General features: G+C 58.3%; 19 protein-coding genes and 1 tRNA gene. 5 read left to right on the forward strand and 15 right to left on the reverse strand.

The annotated features are described in order from the left end of the window. Positions 1–41 precede the first annotated feature (41 nt). The 5 genes from sucD to VGL38_04480 all read left to right on the forward strand — a co-directional run bounded on the left by sucD (position 42) and on the right by VGL38_04480 (position 4,861). Positions 42–908 carry a succinate--CoA ligase subunit alpha gene (sucD, locus tag VGL38_04460; GenBank protein ID HEY3294664.1) on the forward strand — a complete coding sequence of 289 codons (867 nt, stop codon included), beginning with the start codon at positions 42–44 and terminating at the stop codon, positions 906–908. Continuing rightward, positions 905–1,777: a 16S rRNA (adenine(1518)-N(6)/adenine(1519)-N(6))-dimethyltransferase RsmA gene (gene rsmA, locus VGL38_04465; GenBank protein HEY3294665.1), complete on the forward strand. Its 873-nt coding sequence runs from the start codon at positions 905–907 to the stop codon at positions 1,775–1,777. The genes sucD and rsmA overlap by 4 nt, the downstream gene beginning before the upstream one ends. Positions 1,778–1,848: 71 nt before the next feature. Then, entirely contained in the window at positions 1,849–2,634 is a 786-nt protein-coding gene (gene recO, locus VGL38_04470; protein HEY3294666.1) for a DNA repair protein RecO, read from the forward strand. A 58-nt stretch (positions 2,635–2,692) separates the two neighbouring features. Further along, on the forward strand, positions 2,693–4,105 hold the full coding sequence (locus tag VGL38_04475; protein ID HEY3294667.1) for a glycine--tRNA ligase: 1,413 nt from the start codon (positions 2,693–2,695) through the stop codon (positions 4,103–4,105). A 3-nt stretch (positions 4,106–4,108) separates the two neighbouring features. After that, the gene (locus VGL38_04480) at positions 4,109–4,861 is read left to right on the forward strand and encodes an isoprenylcysteine carboxylmethyltransferase family protein (GenBank protein HEY3294668.1); all 753 of its coding nucleotides are present in this window, start codon (positions 4,109–4,111) and stop codon (positions 4,859–4,861) included. A 74-nt stretch (positions 4,862–4,935) separates the two neighbouring features. Here VGL38_04480 and rplI read toward each other — a convergent pair whose 3' ends face one another. The 15 genes from rplI to gcvT all read right to left on the reverse strand — a co-directional run bounded on the left by rplI (position 4,936) and on the right by gcvT (position 18,796). Further along, positions 4,936–5,382, reverse strand: a complete 447-nt coding sequence (gene rplI / locus VGL38_04485) for a 50S ribosomal protein L9 (GenBank protein ID HEY3294669.1) — start codon at positions 5,380–5,382, stop codon at positions 4,936–4,938. 89 nt (positions 5,383–5,471) lie between these two features. Beyond that, positions 5,472–5,972: a single-stranded DNA-binding protein gene (gene ssb, locus VGL38_04490; GenBank protein HEY3294670.1), complete on the reverse strand. Its 501-nt coding sequence runs from the start codon at positions 5,970–5,972 to the stop codon at positions 5,472–5,474. Between the two features lie 78 nt (positions 5,973–6,050). Continuing rightward, positions 6,051–6,512, reverse strand: a complete 462-nt coding sequence (gene rpsF, locus VGL38_04495) for a 30S ribosomal protein S6 (protein HEY3294671.1) — start codon at positions 6,510–6,512, stop codon at positions 6,051–6,053. Positions 6,513–6,515: 3 nt separating this feature from the next. Beyond that, on the reverse strand, positions 6,516–7,154 hold the full coding sequence (pth, locus tag VGL38_04500) for an aminoacyl-tRNA hydrolase (protein ID HEY3294672.1): 639 nt from the start codon (positions 7,152–7,154) through the stop codon (positions 6,516–6,518). 49 nt (positions 7,155–7,203) lie between these two features. Further along, positions 7,204–7,851 carry a 50S ribosomal protein L25 gene (locus tag VGL38_04505; GenBank protein ID HEY3294673.1) on the reverse strand — a complete coding sequence of 216 codons (648 nt, stop codon included), beginning with the start codon at positions 7,849–7,851 and terminating at the stop codon, positions 7,204–7,206. 50 nt (positions 7,852–7,901) lie between these two features. Next, positions 7,902–8,927: a ribose-phosphate pyrophosphokinase gene (locus VGL38_04510; protein ID HEY3294674.1), complete on the reverse strand. Its 1,026-nt coding sequence runs from the start codon at positions 8,925–8,927 to the stop codon at positions 7,902–7,904. Between the two features lie 96 nt (positions 8,928–9,023). Then, a tRNA-Gln gene (locus VGL38_04515) sits at positions 9,024–9,096 on the reverse strand. A 31-nt stretch (positions 9,097–9,127) separates the two neighbouring features. Further along, on the reverse strand, positions 9,128–9,433 hold the full coding sequence (locus tag VGL38_04520) for a SpoVG family protein (GenBank protein ID HEY3294675.1): 306 nt from the start codon (positions 9,431–9,433) through the stop codon (positions 9,128–9,130). A 63-nt stretch (positions 9,434–9,496) separates the two neighbouring features. Then, positions 9,497–10,345: a 4-(cytidine 5'-diphospho)-2-C-methyl-D-erythritol kinase gene (ispE, locus tag VGL38_04525; protein HEY3294676.1), complete on the reverse strand. Its 849-nt coding sequence runs from the start codon at positions 10,343–10,345 to the stop codon at positions 9,497–9,499. 228 nt (positions 10,346–10,573) lie between these two features. Further along, positions 10,574–12,847 carry a polysaccharide biosynthesis tyrosine autokinase gene (locus VGL38_04530; protein HEY3294677.1) on the reverse strand — a complete coding sequence of 758 codons (2,274 nt, stop codon included), beginning with the start codon at positions 12,845–12,847 and terminating at the stop codon, positions 10,574–10,576. Between the two features lie 15 nt (positions 12,848–12,862). Further along, positions 12,863–14,017: a lysylphosphatidylglycerol synthase transmembrane domain-containing protein gene (locus VGL38_04535; protein HEY3294678.1), complete on the reverse strand. Its 1,155-nt coding sequence runs from the start codon at positions 14,015–14,017 to the stop codon at positions 12,863–12,865. 10 nt (positions 14,018–14,027) lie between these two features. After that, the gene (locus VGL38_04540) at positions 14,028–14,675 is read right to left on the reverse strand and encodes an outer-membrane lipoprotein carrier protein LolA (GenBank protein ID HEY3294679.1); all 648 of its coding nucleotides are present in this window, start codon (positions 14,673–14,675) and stop codon (positions 14,028–14,030) included. Further along, positions 14,641–16,941 carry a DNA translocase FtsK 4TM domain-containing protein gene (locus VGL38_04545; protein ID HEY3294680.1) on the reverse strand — a complete coding sequence of 767 codons (2,301 nt, stop codon included), beginning with the start codon at positions 16,939–16,941 and terminating at the stop codon, positions 14,641–14,643. The genes VGL38_04540 and VGL38_04545 overlap by 35 nt, the downstream gene beginning before the upstream one ends. Then, positions 16,901–17,704, reverse strand: a complete 804-nt coding sequence (locus tag VGL38_04550) for a 2-phosphosulfolactate phosphatase (protein ID HEY3294681.1) — start codon at positions 17,702–17,704, stop codon at positions 16,901–16,903. The genes VGL38_04545 and VGL38_04550 overlap by 41 nt, the downstream gene beginning before the upstream one ends. Continuing rightward, complete coding sequence (gcvT, locus tag VGL38_04555) at positions 17,705–18,796, reverse strand: glycine cleavage system aminomethyltransferase GcvT (protein HEY3294682.1); 1,092 nt, start codon at positions 18,794–18,796, stop codon at positions 17,705–17,707. It lies immediately after the preceding gene. Between the last annotated feature and the right edge of the window lie 91 nt (positions 18,797–18,887).

Genomic DNA, 18,887 nt, shown 5'->3' on the forward strand with positions numbered 1-18,887 from the left:
ACCCACAGGCGCATGGCGCCTGTTCAACCCTTTGATGAACTATGGCTATTTTGATTGACGAAAACAGCCGCGTAATTGTGCAGGGCATCACAGGAGGAGCCGGCCAGTTTCACGCAGGCGAGATGAAATCTTACGGAACCAACATCGTGGCCGGAACCTCCCCCGGAAAGGGCGGCTCTTCGGTGCATGAGATTCCGGTCTATGACACCGTTAAGGAATGCGTCAAGGCGCATCAGGCGGATACGTCGGTGATCTTCCTCCCCGCTGCCGCCGTAAAGGACGCGGTGATCGAAGCCATTCATGCGGGCATCCGCACCGTCGTCGTTGTTCCTGAACATATTCCCATCGCGGATATGATGATGGTGCGGCGCGAAGCGAAGAAGCACGGCGCGTTGATCCTCGGCGGCAACACCGCGGGCATTATCTCGCCCGGACGCGCCAACATCGGTATCATCCCGCCCCTCGCCTTCAAACGCGGACGTGTCGGCACGGTGTCACGCTCCGGTTCCATCACCTATTATCTGGCGGATACTCTCTCCCGCACCGGTTACGGTGAAACGACCTGCGTCGGTCTGGGTGGTGATCCGGTTCTGGGCAGCACCTTCAACGACGTGCTGGAACTCTTCGACAAAGATCCCGAAACCAAGGCCGTTTGCCTCGCCGGAGAAATCGGCGGCGTGTATGAAGAAATCGCCGCAGGCACCATCGGCAAAATGAGCAAGCCGGTCATTGCCATCATCGGCGGCGTGTTTGCCCCTCCCGGAAAGCGGATGGGACATGCCGGCGCTATCGTGGAAGGTGAAATGGGAACGGCGGCCTCGAAAATCAAAGCGTTGCAGGACGGCGGCGCTCATATCGCCAAGACCTTTCAGGACATTCCCGAAATCCTCGCACGGCTGGGCGTTTGAACCACAAACACCGCCACCCTCACAAAGAACACAACCACAGCGAAGAGCCGCCCGCTAAGAAGAGCCTCGGCCAGTGCTTTCTGGCGGACTCGAGTTATTCGCGCCGCCTCGTCAGCGCGCTTGGCCTGAAGGCGGACAATACGGTGCTGGAAATCGGACCCGGCCGCGGCATCCTCACAGAGGAACTTTTGCAAAGCGGCGCGCGTGTTATTGCCGTTGAGATAGATCAGCGCCTCCTCGATCCGCTCGTGCAAAAATTTGGATCTTATCCGAATTTCACCCTCTGGCATGAAGACTTCGTCGAGACCGATCTGGAGCATATCCTCCCGCAAGGTTCGGTGAAAGTGGCCGGCAACCTGCCGTATCATCTTGTGTCGGAAGTGCTCTACAAGCTGTTCATCCATGCGCGCAAAGCACGGCAGGATTCTGCTCTGCCTTGGGTCGAAACCGCCGTGCTTATGATGCAGAAAGAAGTAGCGGACCGCGTAACGGCCAAACCCGATTCGAAAGCGTGGGGCAAACTATCCGTATTCGCCCAGCTTGAAGCATACTGCCACGCGATGTTCACCGTTCCCGCCGGAGCGTTCCGTCCCGAGCCTAAGGTCGATGGCGGCGTCGTAAGGCTGGATTTCCAGCGCATCCCCGAAGCTTATCCCGAAGACTACCAGACGCTGGAGCGCATCGTCCGCTACACATTCCATCAGCGGCGCAAGATGCTCAAAACTTCCTTATCGGGCTTGGCAGGCGTGCATCCTTTCTGGCAGGAAGCGGAGATTGATTTCAAACGCCGTCCTGAGACCCTGACGCCCGCCGAGTGGGTCTACCTTGCCGATGTCGTTTTTCGCGCCCATTCGCGCAAGAACGCCTGAGAGTGTTTTCAGTTACTATTCGATGTCACGCCGGCTTTTCCAGGCCGGCGCACTCGTGAGCAGTTACCTCCATGTCCGTCCTTCAACAAGCCACCGGCATTGTGCTGCACCGCGTGCGGCACGGAGAGACTTCCCTCATCCTGACCGCCTTTACACGCGAGATGGGTAAGCTCGGTCTGATGGCCAAGGGTGCGCGAGCCAAGGGCAAGTTGGGCGGTTCTGCCGGATTGGAGCTGTTTACCGAAGCGCAGTTCGTTTTCTACCGGAAATCCGGACGGGACTTGCAGCTCCTCAAAGAGTGGGCAACCATCTCGCCGCACTCTGTGGTGCGTGAGGATTTCGAGCGCCTGACCATTGCCAGCGCCGTAGTGGAATTATTAGCGCGCTGTCTGACCGACGAGGATCCGCATCCGGATCTCTATGACGCCGCATCTGCCACGCTGCATGCGCTGGATCAGCGTCCCGAGTCTGCACTTCCCCTCTTGTGGGCTTTCGAGACCAGTCTCTTCCAGACTCTTGGCTTTGGTCTGCAAACAGAACTGGATGCGCTGACGGGCCGCCCGCTGACTCCACCCTTTCCGTCCTACATACGGTATCGCTGGTCCAGCGGATCCTTTTTTGTGTCCGACCCGCGCAACAATCCGCCGTCCGACGGCGAGATGTCCGGTGAGACCTTTGCCGTTCTGTCGGCGTTGTCACAATTCAGCGTGCAGGCCGCAGGACAGATCGCCTTTGGGCCGCGTGTGCGCAAAGAGCTGACCTATTTTCTGTCGCGCTATCTCGAAACTCATCTGCCCGTACGCGGCAAAATCCGCTCCCTCGAGGCCCTGAACTGGGGCGAGCCGGAACAATCCTGAAATCTCCCACGGGCATGGCAGGCCATGTCCCCACCCTACCGATAATCACGAGAACCTTATGGCGAAGCAAACTGTGATGGACAAAGTCGTCAGCCTCTGCAAGCGGCGCGGCTTCGTGTTTCAGTCATCCGAAATTTATGGCGGCCTTTCTTCCACGTGGGATTACGGCCCGCTCGGAGTCGAACTCAAGAACAATATCGCCGCCTTCTGGTGGCGCGAGATGACCCAACTCCATGAGAACATCGTGGGTATCGACGCGGCCATTCTGATGCACCCGCGCGTGTGGGAAGCTTCAGGCCACGTCGCCGGTTTCGTGGATCCGCTGGTGGACTGCAAGCAGTGCAAAGCCCGCTTCAAGGCGCAGGATCTGGTGAAGACCTGGCGGCAGAAGAAGAAGATCGAAGCTCTGGGCGGCGCGGACATTCCCGAGGGCGGCGAAAGCCACATGGAAAACCTCAAGCTCATCCACTGGAGCGAGGCCATGTGCCCCAATTGCGGCACCACGGGAATGCTTACCGAGCCCCGGCTCTTTAATTTGATGCTTAAGACCTTCCTCGGCCCCGTCGAAGAAGCCGCCGCCGCCGTCTATCTTCGCCCCGAGACTGCGCAGGGCATCTATGTCAACTATCAGAATGTGGTGAACACGGCCCGCGTGAAGATTCCCTTCGGCATCGCGCAGATCGGCAAAGCCTTCCGCAACGAGATCACGCCGGGAAACTTCATCTTCCGCACCCGTGAATTCGAGCAGATGGAAATGCAGTTCTTTGTGCGTCCCGGTGAAGACAAGCAGTGGCTCGAAAAATGGCGTGACGCCCGCTTCCAGTACTACCTGAAGCTGGGTATTCGTCCCGAGAAGCTCCGCCTTCACCAGCACACGCCGCAGGAGCTGGCGCACTACGCCGCCGATGCGTTTGATATCGAATATGAATTCCCCTTCGGCTGGCAGGAACTGGAAGGCATCCACGACCGCACGGACTTCGACCTCAAGCGCCACGCCGAATTCTCCGGCAAGGATCTTTCCTACTTTGACGAAGAAGCCAAAGAGCGTTTCATCCCGTACATCGTCGAGACGTCCGCCGGTCTGAACCGCACGCTGCTCACCTGCATGGTGGATGCCTACGATGAAGACACGCAGGAAGGTGAGCCGCGCGTCGTACTGCATCTCTCTCCGAAGATCGCGCCGATCAAGGTCGGGATCTTCTCTCTGGTCAAGAAGGACGGCCTGCCCGATGTCGCCGACAAGATCGCTTCGGATCTGCGTAAGGTCTGTCCGGTGTTTACCGACCACCAGGGTTCCATTGGCCGCCGCTACCGCCGCATGGATGAGATCGGCACGCCCTGGGGCATCACCGTCGACTACCAGACACTCGAAGATCACACCGTCACACTGCGCGACCGGGACACGCTGGAGCAGGTTCGCGTTTCCACCGACAAGGTGGTAGACATGATTCGCGGACGGTTGGAAAAGTAGTCTATGCTCATTCATGAATTGGAAGAACAGGGGAACTGGCTGTTTCGCTGGCGGACTTGGATTCCCCTTGTGCTGCTGCCCTTTGGGGTGCTGGCGCTGGCCGAGCACAACCACTACCTCGGCGACTCGGAAGGGATCGAACTCTTCTACGGCATCGGTTGCTTTCTGATTTCTCTCAGTGGACTGGTGATTCGCGGCATCGCCCTCGGATATGCCCAGCCCGGCTCTTCCGGCCGCAACACCCAGCGGCAGATTGCCGATCATCTGAACACCTCGGGCATCTACTCGGTGGTCCGCCATCCGCTCTACCTCGGCAACATACTGATGGTATTGGGCGTCATGCTCTTCACCAAGTCCTTCATGTTTGCGTTGGCTGGAATGCTTTTCTACCTGCTGTTCTATGAACGCATTATGGCCGCCGAAGAACTTTTTCTGTCCGGCAAGTTCGGAGACACCTATCGCGCCTGGGCCGACCAGACCCCTGCCCTTCTCCCTCGCTTTTCTCAGTGGCGCTCTCCCGGCTATCCCTTCTCCCTGCGCGCCGCTATCAAGGGAGAATTCTACGGGTTCACGGCGCTGGTATCGGTAATCCTGTTTATGGACTTCCTCAAGTACTGGTTTACTGAAGGCCGTCTGGGGGTAGATCTGGTCTGGCTGGCGCTCTTCGCCCTGTCTGTAGTCACGTTCTTTGTGCTTCGCCACCTCCGCAAACACACCGCATTTTTTGAAGGGCCACAGGTAAAGACTCAAAATTGAGTCGCTCATAAGGAACGAAGAAAAGGCGCACCGCGAAAGGTGCGCCTTTTCTGTATCGAAAACTAACGGTCTCGTCAGTTCGTCTTGATCACGTCCACGGTGACGTTGACCACGACGTCGCGGTGCAGCTTGATGGGCACTTCGAACTCGCCAAGATGGCGGATCGGCTCATCGAGCTGGATCTTGCGGCGGTCGACGTCAACCCCGCGCTCCTTAATCAAGTCCGCAATGTCCGAAGCCGTGACGGATCCGAACATCCGGTCTTCCTCACCCACCTGAACCTGAGCAATGACGCGCAGTCCGGTCAGTTTGGCGCCCAGATCGCCGGCGATGCGGCGTTCCTTGATATCGCGGCGGTCCGTTACCTTGCGCTCGTCGTTCAGACGGGCCATGTTGGACTTGTTGGCCTGATACGCGATTCCGCGCGGAATCAAATAGTTGCGCGCGTACCCCGGCTTGACCGTGACGATTTCCCCCGGCTTGCCGAGAGTTTCAAATTCCTTGCGAAGAATGACCTGCATGTATCACCAAATGAGATTATAGAAATGCGACATTGGATAGTGAGCGGACGGCCAATACGGCCACATCCCCTCAGACTGTCTGTGAACTCTTAGAGCTTGATTCCGCGATAACCGAAATCGAAATCGTTTTCCGTCTTTGGCTGGTCGTGCGGTTCGGATTCGGGAGCAATATCTTGCGAATCGACACCTTCCGGCACCGCTTCGTGCTCGTGGTCGTAAACCCCCGCCTCATCGTGATGCGCATCGCGATGATTAAGAAACTGAATTCGCCTGGCCTTGATTTCCACCGTACTGCGGTTGAATCCGTCTTCCGTCTTCCAGCTCCTGCTCTGCAACTCGCCTTCCACCAGGACGGCGCTGCCCTTCCGCAGGTTCTCGTAACAGGATTCCGCCAGCTTGTACCAGGCGACTACACCGATAAAACAGACATCCTCTTTGATCGAACCGCTATTGTCTTTAAACTTGCGGTTGGAAGCGATGGTGAAATTCGCAACCGGAACTCCCGTCGTCGTGCTCCGGAAGGTCGGATCCTTGATCAGATTCCCGACGATGATTACGCTGTTAATATCCGGCATTCGCAAATCAGCCATAATGTACTCCCCATTGCTTATCCGGTCATCATACCTCGCGGATAACCCCGTGGTTTAGCCGCGTACATATTGCGAGGATCAAGCCAAGGTCTCCGGCCCTTCAATCGTATCGGAGCCCAGAGCAGGCACTTCACTATCACTGGGGATGACGTTAACGGCGGCTTCGGGCTGCGGTGCAGCTTCGGCGGGAGCGGTCACGGGCTCGGGGGCAGCACCCAGCGTACGCACGGATTCCAGATCAACTTCCGGAACTCGCTTGGGTTCAACCACGGTAATCAGATGCCGGATAACAGTCGGATTGAGACGCACGGAACGTTCCAGTTCCGCCATAAACTTCGGCTCGGAGTCATACACGGCCAATACATAGTAACCGTACTGGCGGCCCTTGATTTCGAAGGCCAGACGGCGCTTGCCCCAACGCTCCCAACGACGCATGACGCCGTTCGCCGAAATAGTATCATTCAGTTTTCGCAGATCGGTCTCGACCTGCTCCACTTCCAATGCCGGATCATACACCAGCACGAGTTCGTATGTACGCATTCGCTAAACTTCTCCCTGTGGACTCGTTTCGTCCGGAGAGCTTTTCCCTCCGGAAGGGTTAACATCTTTCTGTGCCGGACGCTTGGTGTTGTAAAGATTCATCGCGGTGCCGAGTCCCTCTTTCAGGTAACATTCCACGGCATCCGCCGACAGATCCAGCGCCGACTCGATAATCTCCCGCTCTGCGCGGGAAAACTTGGATAATACATGGTGAGCAACATTGGCTCCCGGGTGCCCGCCCCCCACGCCGATGCGCAGGCGGCTGACCTCATCCGTGCCCAGATGCTGAATCACCGATAGAAGCCCCTTCTGGCCTCCGGCTCCACCTTTCTCGCGGATCCGGATGTGGCCCAAAGGCAGATTCACATCATCGCAGACCACCAGCAGTTCGCTGATCTGAAACCCGTGCCAGCGAAGCGCGGCACTGACCGGCCTGCCGGAAAGGTTCATAAAAGACAGCGGGCGAAGCAGCACGACCTTCGGTGACGCGGGCACAACGGCCTCTTCAGCGTCACCGCTCCGCGAACGGCGAAACGCCACTCCGGAGCGTTCAGCAAGGCGAACCAGCACGTCGAAACCGACATTGTGCGGGGTACCCTCGTATTCCTTGCCGGGGTTGCCCAATCCGACAATCAGCGGCATGGGCAGTTTCCAAAGGTTATGGCGACCATCAGAGCAGGCTCTGAGACCGTTACTTCTTCTTTTCCGTCTTGGACTCTTCGGCGCCTTCGACCTTCTTCTCGCGGATAACTTCCGGCTCGGCTGCACCCGGCGTCGCCGCGGCTGCACCTTCGACTTCAGTCCGCGGCGGAATCACGTGCACGACGGTCGCGCTCGGATCACCGATGACACTGATGCCTTCATAATGCAGATCGCTGACGCGGAAGCCTTCATTCATATGAAGGGCCGTCACGTCGATATCAAGGTGAGTCGGCAGATTCGCCGGCTCGCACTCAATCTGCAGATCGCGGAATACCAACTCGAGCGTGCCGCCATCCTTGATACCGGCGGCGATGCCGACGATATGGACCGGAACGCGCGCGGTGATCTTCTGGCCCTTGACGATGCCCATCAGGTCCAGATGCACGATGTCCCGGCGCACAGGATGGCGCTGAACTTCGCGAATAATACAGTCGAGGGATTCGCCGTCGACTTCCACCTTCAGCAGACCAATTTCCTTGCGCAGAAGGTTGTTCAGGGTATTGCGCTCAAACTGGAGGCAGCGCACCACACCGTCACGATTGTAATAGACGGCGGGAACGAAGCCCGACCGGCGGAGCGCCTTGCCGGTTCCTTTGTTGGGGTCGCGCGGCTGCGCGGAAACACGTGTCTCAGCCATGAGTCGGAACTATCTTTCTATTTTTTCTATTGCAAACGATTGGGTTGCGCTCACAGAGCGCGGGCCTTGGTCTCGGCATCGCTGGGGACATCCAGCAATGGTACACGCGGAACGGCGGGTTGATCGAGGAACAGGTCACTGATCGATTCCTCAATATGAATGCGGCGAATCGCCTCCGCAAACAGTTTGGCCGTCGAAAGCCGGCGGATCTTCTGGAAAAGATGCTCCTTCGGCGTCGGCAGCGTATCACAGATCCACAGGCGTTTGATCTCGCTGGACTCAATCCGCTCCACGGCCTTGCCGGAAAGCACCGGGTGGGTAATCGCCGCGTAGATGTCCAGGCCACCGCGGTCCTTCAGCATCGCCACCGTCGCGGCAAAGGTGCCGCCGGTGTCGACGATGTCATCCACGATCAGGCAGTTCTTCCCGCGCACGTCGCCGACAAGATTCATCGCCGTAGCCTTGTTCGGGCCGGAGCGATGCTTGTCCACCACGGCAAAATCCGTATTCAGGAAGTTGGCATAGAAGCGGGCCAGTCGCGTCGAGCCGACATCCGGCGCCACCACCGTGAGATTCTCGATGGGACGCGCGGTCAGCAGATCGACAAACAGCCGGGACGCGAACAGGTGATCGAAGGGGATATTGAAGAAACCCTGAATCTGTGCGGCGTGGAGATCCATCGTCAGGATCCGCTGCGCGCCGGCAGCTTCAATCATATCCGCAATCAGGCGGGACGTGATCGCCACCCGGGGAGCATCCTTACGATCCTGGCGAGCATAACCGTAATAGGGAATCACAGCCGTGATACGCCGCGCGGAAGCCCGCTTGGCCGCATCGATCATGATCAGCAGTTCCATCAGATTGTCGGCGGGGGGATTGGTGGGCTGCACCAGGAACACATCCAGTCCACGGATATTCTCCATGAACTGCACGCCGATCTCGCCATCCGAAAAACGCGTAATCGCTATTTGCCCCAAAGGCAAGCCGAGGTGCGGGGCAATTGCCTCACCAAGGGCACGATGCGCCGTCCCGGTAAACACACGCAGGCGGGACAACGCCGTAGACTGAGCAGTCATTCTTTACAATCTCCGGCCGGCTTGATTCCACGGCCTTCGAGGAAACTTACAACACAAGGAAAGGTAGCATCGTCCAATGGCGGTGCACCGATCCGGCTGGGGCGGAAGGACTCGAACCTCCGGATGCCAGGACCAAAACCTGGTGCCTTACCAACTTGGCTACGCCCCAACAACCCAATCACAACCTAACCATTTCCGCCTTAGTCGTCGGCGGTGACCCCGTGCCCGGGAGCATTGGGAAGTTCGGCATCCGCTTCCACAAGGCGTCGATACTCATCCAGAATTTGCCCTTCGAGCTTCTGGCGAAACTCATTGCTGATCGGATGAGCGATGTCCTTATACGTGCCGTCTTCCAATTTGCGGCTGGGCATGCACACAAACAAGCCGGATTTGCCGGCGATCACCTTCAAGCCCCGCACGACGAATACATCGTCGAAGGTGACATTGACGAAGGCTTTGAGCTTGTCCTCATCCCGGAGGTTGATGTTCACCTCTGTGATGTTCATACTGACTCCTCCTCGTGCTCTCCCGTAAAATGTGAGCACTCGCGCGTGCCCTGAACCGAGGGTTTAAGGTACGCGAGGCCGTTTAACTGCCCTACATATGACAACTTGGAGCGGCGACTCGAACTGCTGCGCGGCATGCAGGGCACGAGCCCGCTCCTGGAATATTCCGAGAATTGTTGACCCACTCCCCGAGAGCAGAGAGACGTCAGCGCCGAGGTCAAGCAACCTCTGCCGGATCCGGGAGAGTTCGCCGAATCTGGATAAGACTATGTTTTCCAGATCGTTACGGAAGGATTTCCGGGCGGGTAACGGGTCGGGATAAGCTTTGAGATAAAACTGTAAAATAACACTTTTCTCATCATCTGTCAAGGGGACCTGTACCTCGCTGTAGGCCCAGGCTGTGCTCACCCCAAACGGCGAGACGACTAAGACGATGTCTTGGTCCAGAGCCCCTTCCAGAAGCTCAAGCACTTCCCCCCTGCCCCGTCCTACGGCCAATCCGCCATGCAGGAAAAAAGCACAGTCCGAACCAATCTGAGCGGCCAAAGTATGGAGACGCTCGACAGGCCAATCAAGTTTCCATAGCCGATTCAGGCCCATCAGGGCGACCGCTGCATCGGAGGATCCGCCCCCCAGCCCCCCGCCAATCGGAATCCGTTTGGTCAACACCACCCGCCCAGTGCAGGGAACTCCCGCCGTGGCCGCCAGCAGCGCTGCCGCTCGCCTTACGAGGTTTTCCGGCCCGGAATCCAATTCCGCCCCGCGAATTTCGAGAGACCAATCGGAGGCATCATGAAACTCGAGGCGGTCGGTCAGGTCAATTTCCTGAAAAACCGTTTCGATTTCGTGAAATCCGTCGGGGCGCTTGCGGAGAATACGCAGGCTAAGATTGATCTTGGCCGGAGCCGCCATGGCAAAGCCGCCGCCGGGCAGATCAACAGTGTCGGGATAGGAGGACAAAAGAGGACGTCGGAATGGAAGAAGGATGACACGGGACTCTGAACCCTGTCTGCTTGGGGAGGGTAACACAGACAGGGTTCAGATATCCAACGTGAAACAAACGATGAACGAGAAACGATGAGGGGACGTCCGGAAATCCGAATTTCAGATTTTCAGCCTTTCAGCGTTTCAGATTTTTTCTCAGGTCGCTTCCTGAAAATCCGTCGTGCTGACGCGCACTTTCTTCTTGTGCTTCTTCGACTCGGAACCGTAGTAGTAATAGTACTGGTAGTAATGGAAGTAGTAATAGTACGACCCGTAAATCTTCTTCACGTCGAGGCCGTTCAGCACCACTCCCATAATGCTCGAGCGCACATTCTTGATCAGCGAGACGGCCCGCATGACTTCCTTGCGGTTCACGGTCCCCGAACTGACCACCATCAGCGTCCCGTCTACCCGCGTCGCCAGTACGGCGGCGTCGGTCACGGCAATCGTCGGCGGGCTGTCCAGAATCACGTAGTCGTACTTGGCGCGCACGTCATCGATGAACTTCTTCATCTTCTCCGATGCCACCAACTCCGCGGGATTGGGCGGAATATCTCCCGCCGTAATCACGTCGAGGTTCTCGACTTCGGTCGTCTTGATCACATCGTCCAGCGACAGCGAGCCGATCAGCACATTGGTCAGGCCGTAGGTCTTATCGAACGCAAAGAAGTTGTGGATATTCGGTCGCCGCAGGTCGCTGTCGACCAGCAGTACGCGCGATCCCGTCTGCGCCAGTGTCACCGAAAGGTTCACCGCCGTTGTCGACTTGCCTTCCTTGGACGTTGTCGACGTCATCAGAATGACGCGCTTCGGCTTGTCGATATCCGCAAACTGGATATTCGTCCGCAGGCTGCGGTAGGCTTCGCTTACAGGGGACTTGGGCGAGAAGCGGGTGATCATCTTCGCTTCCACGCGGTGCAGGTCCGCATCGGTGAACTGCTTCCCCTGTTTTCGCAATCGCCGGATAATCTGTTCGGTGTGTACTAGCGGAATCGTGCCGAGCAGCGTCAGACTCAGCCGCTCGATATCGTCGCCCGTCTTCACGGTATCATCGAGAATCTCCAGCAGGAAGGCAATGCCCACGCCGATGGACAATCCGAAGAGAATACCCAGCAGGATATTCAGCTTCTTCTTGGGCCGCACGGGCACGGTCGGCGGCTTGGCGCTGTCGACAATCTGCACGCCGGCGGACTTGGCCGCTTCGGTGATCCGCGTCTCCTCATACTTGTCATTCAGCATGAGGTATAGCTTCTCGTTCAGTTCGCGGTCGCGAGTGAGTCGCGCCAGAACCAGCGTCTGCTGCGGCAGGCGTTCCAGTTCTCCGTCCGCGTTCTGCATCACTTCCCGCAACGCCTCGGCCTTGGCGGTCAGGGCCTTCACTTCCACTTCAGTTGACAGAAGTTGATCGAAAAGCTGCTGTGAGGTCTTCAGCGGGTCCACGGTGGACGCTCCGCCGACGGCTACCTTGCGCACTTCTTCCACCAGCTTGCCCTTGATCATCTCCACTTCTTTATCCAGGGCCGACACCGTCACATCCGTGCCCGGGCCGGGATTGGCCATCAGGGTCGCAATCCGCGTCTGCTTGTCGGCGATTTCGCGCTGCATGGCGTCGATCATCGGGCTGGTGGCATTGGTCACGTCCTCGACCATGGTGCCCTTGGTCTCGGCAAGCTGCTTACGCAAGTATTCCTGACGGCGGATCTGCGCATTCAAATCGGTCTGCGTCGTATTGTACAGCGCGTGGAAATCCGCCGACTGCCGGACCTTCTGCGACGTCTCTTCGTCCAGCGCCGTCACTCCTTGGCTCTCTTTGTAATTGCGCTCCACTTCCTCCGACTGCGATAGCTGGTGCTTGACCACATCCAACTGCTGATCGAGGAACTGACGGATATCGGAAATCTCGCCGCGCGACGTCTTCAGGCAGTAACGGTAATACTGCTCGGCCAGCGCGTTGGTCAAAAAGGCGGTTTCAAACGGCGAATGGGCGCTGACGCTCACCTTAAGAACGTCCGTGTCCTTCAGCAGGGAAATCGAGGTATGCTTCTGGAATGCAAAGACGCGGTCGTCGAACGTGATCGGCTTGCCGGTCCCGTCCGTCTCCGCCATGATCTCCAGCTCGTCCTTGTACGGCGAATCGGCAAGGGATCGAAGGACATCTTCCGCCATCTTGCGGCTCTGCAGCAGTTCGATGGCGTTCAGGTTTCGCGACTTGGGGACATCCGCAGGCCTCGTATTCAGCAGCGCCGATTCCATGTGATCCTGATTCTCGATCAGGACGCTGGCCGTCGCCACGTATTCCGGTTTCATGCGATACGTCAGAAAGGTTACCGCACCGACTACCGCGAGGAACGCCACGACGATCACCCACCGGCCACGAAACAATATCCGGAGGAATTCCGATAGCTGATACGATGTCTCTTTGTTTTCCAAAGTTCGCCTCGACGTTTAGCTTATCGCGCGTTTCGCGCCATCCATATGATCTTCCGCAGCGCCGGATTTGGCTCCGCCACCGCCATTTTGCGTGTCATCCGGCTCGGAGGTCAAACGGCGCGCCTCGCGGAACGTCAACCCCATTTTCCAGAAGAAGAACAGACCCAGCCCCGTAAGCGGAATGAAATTCAGCGCGTGCAGCAGAATAGCGAATCCTGCCGCGCGGTCACCGGGCACGCCCATCGCGGTCAAACCCAGCGTCATCACTCCGTGATATGTTCCCACCGCGCCCGGCGCACTGGGAACCACAAACCCGACGGTATTGATCATCAGGATCGCCAGCACGGCCCCCAGCGGATTCGCATCGATCGATTCAAATCCCTGCGAGAGAAATCCCAACCCGGCCAGCACCATCCACACCATCATCGCATACATCGCCCACAGCACCAACGAACTCACGCACAGTCCGAGCAGATGCTCCGACTTTCTGAGAATCGACAGCCCCGAAGTGAATTTCTCGAGCAGCTTAAAGATCCCATGCGCGATCTTCTTCGGGAAAATCGCCAGCATCTTCTGCGCCAGCCCCAGCGCGCGTTCGCGGTCCACGACAATCCAGACCAGGAATCCCGCGCCCACAAGGGTCAACAGCCCCATCACCATGGCTCCCTGCCGTAGCGCGGGGGAAACGGGAAAGAGCAGAATCGCCAGCCCCATAAAGGGAACCATGAACAGCAGATCCAGCACACGCTCCAGCACAATACTGCCGAACGCGGCGCTGCGTGAGAGCCCGGAAATCTGATGTACGACCTGTGCGCGATACAATTCGCCCATGCGGAACGGCAGCAGGTCATTGGCCATATACCCGATGCACATTGCCGAGAACACGTCACCGTAAGGCATCGGCACCAGCGGGTTCAGCATCACCTTCCAGCGCCACGCGCGCACGAACAGCGAGACCACCAGCAGCGCACCGGCACCGAGAATCGGCGCCCAGTTGGCCGTCGCAATCACATCGCCAAGCTGCGACAGGTCGAAACGCATATGGCCGAACAGCGCGGTTCCAAGCCCAATCTCACCGCGAGCCAACGAACCGATTTGGGGGACAAAGAGCGTCAGGTAAAGGAATACAAGACTCAGTCCAAAGCTGACATATAGGCGGCTCCCGCGCATGAACAGATCCCTACTTGCCTTTCCCCGCGCCGCGGAAATCTATGATATTCTCCGGCGGCACGCCGGGAGGCGTGAACAGCGCCGGATCGGGCTTTACATTCTCTTCCCACTGCGTGACATTGTAGCGGACGACCGAGCCGTCCGGCTGCGAAAAGGCCATCGCATCGGGAACATTCGCGCGCGCCGGAAACTCAATCGACACTCCGCCCGCCACGTCGGGCTTCTCCGATTCGAGTTTCAAAACGCGCCGGCCCTCTCCGGATTCATCGAGAGACACCGCGTGAAAATTCTTTTTGAGATCAAACAACACGTTCTGCGGCGAAAACTCGCTCTGCGCCGCGGCCGCTTCGAGAATCAGCGTCTCCTGATCCTTCAAATACCGCCACTGCTCCGCGCCGTTCTGACAGACAGTCCACTCGGGAGTGTCGTGATAGTAGCGATCCGGCTTGATCCAGATCATGCGTCCCTGCACCACATTCCCGCCGGCGGAACCTTCCGCCTGATATTGGATTTCCAACGACTTCAAAGCTTGCAAACGCCGTTCCAACGACGCATACAGCGGCTGAGGATCCGTTGCCGCCGTAGCCCGAAGCCCGAGCAGCAGGAGGCCAAGGATCAGCACATTATGCTTCATGTGGCGTGTCAAAGTAATGTTCATCTACGAGTACCGCCCGTGCTTTGGACCCGTCAAACGGTCCCACCACACCGGCGCGTTCCAGTTGATCGATCAGCCGCGCCGCGCGGCTGTAGCCGACCTTCAACCGGCGTTGCAAAATCGAAACGCTGCCCTGTCCCGTGCGCACCACAATCTTGGCCGCTTCCATGAAAAACGGATCGCGGTCCGCGCCATCCAGCGCCAGGGTGCCGCCTTCATTTTCGTCATCCGGCTCAATCGGAAGCGTAAGCTTGAAGCGCGGCGGGCGCTGCTTGCAAATGTGCGTGATCAACCGCGAGATTTCCGATGACGTCAACAGTGCGCCCTGCACACGAATCGGGGCGGGTTCTTCCGGATGCTGGAAGAGCATGTCCCCCTGGCCTAAGAGCATTTCCGCGCCATTGGTATCCAGAATGGTGCGGGAATCGACCTTCATCGCCACGCGGAATGCAATCCGCGCCGGAAAGTTGGCCTTGATCACACCGGTGATTACATCGACGGACGGTCGCTGCGTCGCGACAATCAGGTGAATACCTACCGCGCGCGCAAGCTGCGCCAGACGCGCAATCGGTTCTTCCACTTCCCGCTGCGCCGTGACCATCAAGTCCGCAAGCTCATCTATTACCACCACGATGAACGGCAGTTCCCGCTCGTCGTTCTCGCCGGGGTTCTCCCGCACCATCTCATTATACTCGCGAATGTGGCGCGCGCCCCGCTCGGCAAGCAGGTCATAGCGGTGCTCCATTTCGATCAGGCAGCTCCGCAGCACCTTCACCGCCTCATCAGGCTTGGTGATGACATATTCCGACAAATCGGGACGGTGCGTGACGTGGTGGTTGCGCAGTTCGTTATAGGCGGCCAGTTCCAGCTTCTTCGGGTCGATCATCACGAACTGCACCTCCTCCGGCGTCGTGCGCAGCAGAATCGATGCAATGATCGTATTCACGCAGACCGACTTGCCGCTGCCGGTGGTGCCGGCAATCAGCAGATGCGGCAGGGATCCCAAATCGGTCACAAAAATATCACCTTCCACCGTTCGTCCCAGCGCAATTTGCAGCTTGGAACGGGATGTCTGGTAGGCATTGGACTCCACCACTTCACGGAACGTTACCAGCGCGGCCTTGGGGTTGGCAATCTCCACACCCACCGCCGCCATGCCGGGAATCGGCGCCAGAATGCGCAGGCCGCGCGCACGCAGCGCCAGCGCGATGTCATCCGCCAGCGCCTCGATCTTCGAGACCTTCACGCCCGGCGCAGGCTCGAGGTCAAACCGCGTGATCACCGGACCGGGATTGACCCGCACCACCTTCGCCTGAACGCCAAAAGTAGCCAGCGTCTTTTCCAGCAACTCCGACATGCGCGTCAGCTCTTCGGGAGTCATGCCGGTATCTTGTCCCGGCTTGGCCGGATTGAACAGATCTACGGATGGAAAGACGTAGCCCGTGCGGTCTTCAATCTGCATGGCAAGCTGCGCCACGTCGGGAGCCTTCTCCTTGCGCACCGCAGGCTTGATAATTTCCGGAGGCTTGTTGCGCGCGCCGTTGGTCTCCGGCGGCAACACGGCCACTACCGGCATGATCGCGTCGTCTTCCTCTTCCACCTTTTCCGGCTTGGGCCGTTTCTGGAACCAGCGTAGCTTCGGCACAGTCACCGGCGGCAGTTTGACCTGTGCCGCGCGGTCAATTGCGGTATTCACGCGGTGTTCAAACCATCCCGCAAATCCGGCCACCGTCGCCGCCAGGCCGAGAATCAGCACCAGGCCCATCATCAAAATCGCGCCGGGGACATTCAAAAAACCCACCAGCGCGCCGGCAGTTTCGCTGCCAAATAAACCTTCATGATGAAAAATCGACCGCTGATCAAGGCCGCCGATCTGTCCGAGAAGTCCGAGCATCGTCGAGAACCACACCGTGGCCCCGAGAAAGAACGCTGAAAGAATCAGCGGCTTCTTCCACGGCAGATGGCGCAGCAGCGTCCAGCCCCAGATGCCGATCACCGCGGCGATGCCGAACGCCGCCCAACGGCCAAACAGCATCGTCCCCAGCGCGTAGGAAATCACCGCGCCCGGCTTGCCCATCCAGTTGAAGGCAATCCGCCCCGCGTCCCGCGAGGACAGTTCCCGCATGGCTTCGCTGTCCTCGGCAGAATAACTGACGAGCGACAAGAAGACCACCAGCGCAATGGCCAGCAGCACAAACCCCCACCAGAAGGAGGCCGTAACGCGTGACTCAGCTTTGGCTGGGTGCGGGTTCGCTGACCGGGTTGCCATCGGGCCTGTACCCTCGAATTTTCCCTTCCACCAGCGTCGGCACCATCTGATGGGTGTCCACGCGGGCGCAATACTCGATATCTTCCTCAAAACCCAGCGACGTCAGATAGCGTCCGTGGCTGCTGCTTTTGAGCAGCGAAACAATACTGCCGTCAAAGTGCCTGTGAAGCAGAGCGGCGGCGCGTGCGCCGTCGCTCAGGTTCAGTCCTCGTTTGGCGCGGGTTTCAAGCGCATTCACGAATTTACCGCCGCACACGAAATCCTCGATGGCAAACTGTTCCAGCTTGCCCGCGCAGATCACCACCACGGGCAGCCTGTCTTCCAGCACCCGCTTGACCACCGCGCCGAAGTTATTGAAGCCGCCCACATACACGTGCTCGGCAATGCGAGCCCGCAAAATGGCCGGCGAACCGTTGGTCGATGAGAAAATAAGAATCCGCCCGCTCACGCGGTCGGGAATGTACTCTAAAGGAGAATTGCCCAGATCAAAACCGTCAATCTTCTTTCCTTCCCGCTCGCCGCAGAGCAAACTGATCCCCCGCTCCGCACGGCCGGCGAGCTTACCGCCCTCGGCCGGCGAGAGTACAGGGATCACTTCGCGCGCGCCTGACGCCAGGGCGGTAATAATCGACGACGACGAACGCAGGACGTCGATCACCACCACGGAGCAGCCACGCAAATCATCATCGGTCACCTCGCGCGGCGACGTGAAGAGTTTAACTTCAAGCGCCGCGGAGTCCGATTCCTTGGGGTCATTTCTCATTCAGTAAGGTCGCTGGTAGAAAGGAGTCTTCACGACACGCACGGGGAGAACCGTGCCACGGCAATCCATCTTCAGCTCGCTGCCGATGGCGCTGAGTTCGGTGGGCACGTACCCCATGGCAATGCCTTTGTTCAGACAGGGAGAGACCGTTCCGGATGTTACCGCGCCGATCACCGAGCGGTCACCGTTCGGGCTCAGGAGGGAGTAACCGTGGCGGGGGAAACCCTGGCCTTCCAGTTCCATGCCAACCAGCTTGCGCGTCAGGCCGGCTTCTTTGGCTTTCAGAATCGCGTCGCGTCCGATAAAGTCACCCTTGGCCAGCTTGGTAATCCAGCCGAGTCCGGCTTCCAGCGGATTCGTCGTTTCGTCGATGTCGTTGCCATAGAGCGCCATCTTCATTTCCAGACGCAGCGAGTCGCGAGCGCCGAGGCCGATGGGCTCGATGTCATATTCCTTGCCTTCTTTGAACAGTGCTTCCCAGACGGTCTTCGCGTCCTTGTTGGCGATATAGAGTTCAAAGCCGTCTTCGCCGGTGTAGCCGGTACGGGCGATAATCGCATTAGCGCCGGCGACTTTGCCTTCGGCAAACCAGTAATACTTGATCTGCGACAGATCCGTCGCGGTCAGCTTCTGCACCAGCGGCGCGGCCTTACGGCCCTGCACGGCCAGCAGAGTGTAGTCATCGGTGCGATTGTCAAGCTGCACGTTGCCGCTCTTATTCTGCACCAGCCAGTTCCAGTCCTTCTCCATGTTCGAAGCATTCACCACGAGCATAATCTTATCCGCAAAGCGGTGGACCAGAAGATCGTCCACGATGCCGCCGTGAGGCAGGCACATGCACGAATACTGCACCTGTCCGGCGGACAGGGCATTGACGTCGTTCACCGTAACGCGATTCACGAACGCTTCGCGATCTGGACCGGTCACAAAGAACTCACCCATATGCGAGACATCGAACACACCCACCGTGTTGCGCACACGGAGATGCTCGGATCGGATAGAAGTATACAGTACCGGCATTTCATATCCGGCGAACTCAACCATCTTGGCGCCCAGAGAGCGATGGATTTCAGTCAGGGCAGTCTTTTTCACAGTAAGATTCTCCAGGGAAGTTTCGGGTAAGCTATGTAGTATAGCAATTTCCCCGCAAATCAGCAAGCGCGGGGGTGAAACGAGGGTTAGC

The organism is bacterium (assembly GCA_036504735.1).
Taxonomy (GTDB): Bacteria; Electryoneota; RPQS01; order RPQS01; family RPQS01; genus DASXUQ01.

Bases quoted from the DNA above. Each gene is read 5' to 3' on its own strand.
- sucD (HEY3294664.1), top strand. From the start codon at position 42: ATGGCTATTTTGATTGACGAAAACAGCCGCGTAATTGTGCAGGGCATC.
- recO (HEY3294666.1), top strand. From the start codon at position 1,849: ATGTCCGTCCTTCAACAAGCCACCGGCATTGTGCTGCACCGCGTGCGG.
- VGL38_04475 (HEY3294667.1), top strand. From the start codon at position 2,693: ATGGCGAAGCAAACTGTGATGGACAAAGTCGTCAGCCTCTGCAAGCGG.
- VGL38_04480 (HEY3294668.1), top strand. From the start codon at position 4,109: ATGCTCATTCATGAATTGGAAGAACAGGGGAACTGGCTGTTTCGCTGG.
- rplI (HEY3294669.1), bottom strand. From the start codon at position 5,382: ATGCAGGTCATTCTTCGCAAGGAATTTGAAACTCTCGGCAAGCCGGGG.
- ssb (HEY3294670.1), bottom strand. From the start codon at position 5,972: ATGGCTGATTTGCGAATGCCGGATATTAACAGCGTAATCATCGTCGGG.
- rpsF (HEY3294671.1), bottom strand. From the start codon at position 6,512: ATGCGTACATACGAACTCGTGCTGGTGTATGATCCGGCATTGGAAGTG.
- pth (HEY3294672.1), bottom strand. From the start codon at position 7,154: ATGCCGCTGATTGTCGGATTGGGCAACCCCGGCAAGGAATACGAGGGT.
- VGL38_04505 (HEY3294673.1), bottom strand. From the start codon at position 7,851: ATGGCTGAGACACGTGTTTCCGCGCAGCCGCGCGACCCCAACAAAGGA.
- VGL38_04510 (HEY3294674.1), bottom strand. From the start codon at position 8,927: ATGACTGCTCAGTCTACGGCGTTGTCCCGCCTGCGTGTGTTTACCGGG.
- VGL38_04520 (HEY3294675.1), bottom strand. From the start codon at position 9,433: ATGAACATCACAGAGGTGAACATCAACCTCCGGGATGAGGACAAGCTC.
- ispE (HEY3294676.1), bottom strand. From the start codon at position 10,345: ATGGCGGCTCCGGCCAAGATCAATCTTAGCCTGCGTATTCTCCGCAAG.
- VGL38_04535 (HEY3294678.1), bottom strand. From the start codon at position 14,017: ATGCGCGGGAGCCGCCTATATGTCAGCTTTGGACTGAGTCTTGTATTC.
- VGL38_04540 (HEY3294679.1), bottom strand. From the start codon at position 14,675: ATGAACATTACTTTGACACGCCACATGAAGCATAATGTGCTGATCCTT.
- VGL38_04545 (HEY3294680.1), bottom strand. From the start codon at position 16,941: ATGGCAACCCGGTCAGCGAACCCGCACCCAGCCAAAGCTGAGTCACGC.
- VGL38_04550 (HEY3294681.1), bottom strand. From the start codon at position 17,704: ATGAGAAATGACCCCAAGGAATCGGACTCCGCGGCGCTTGAAGTTAAA.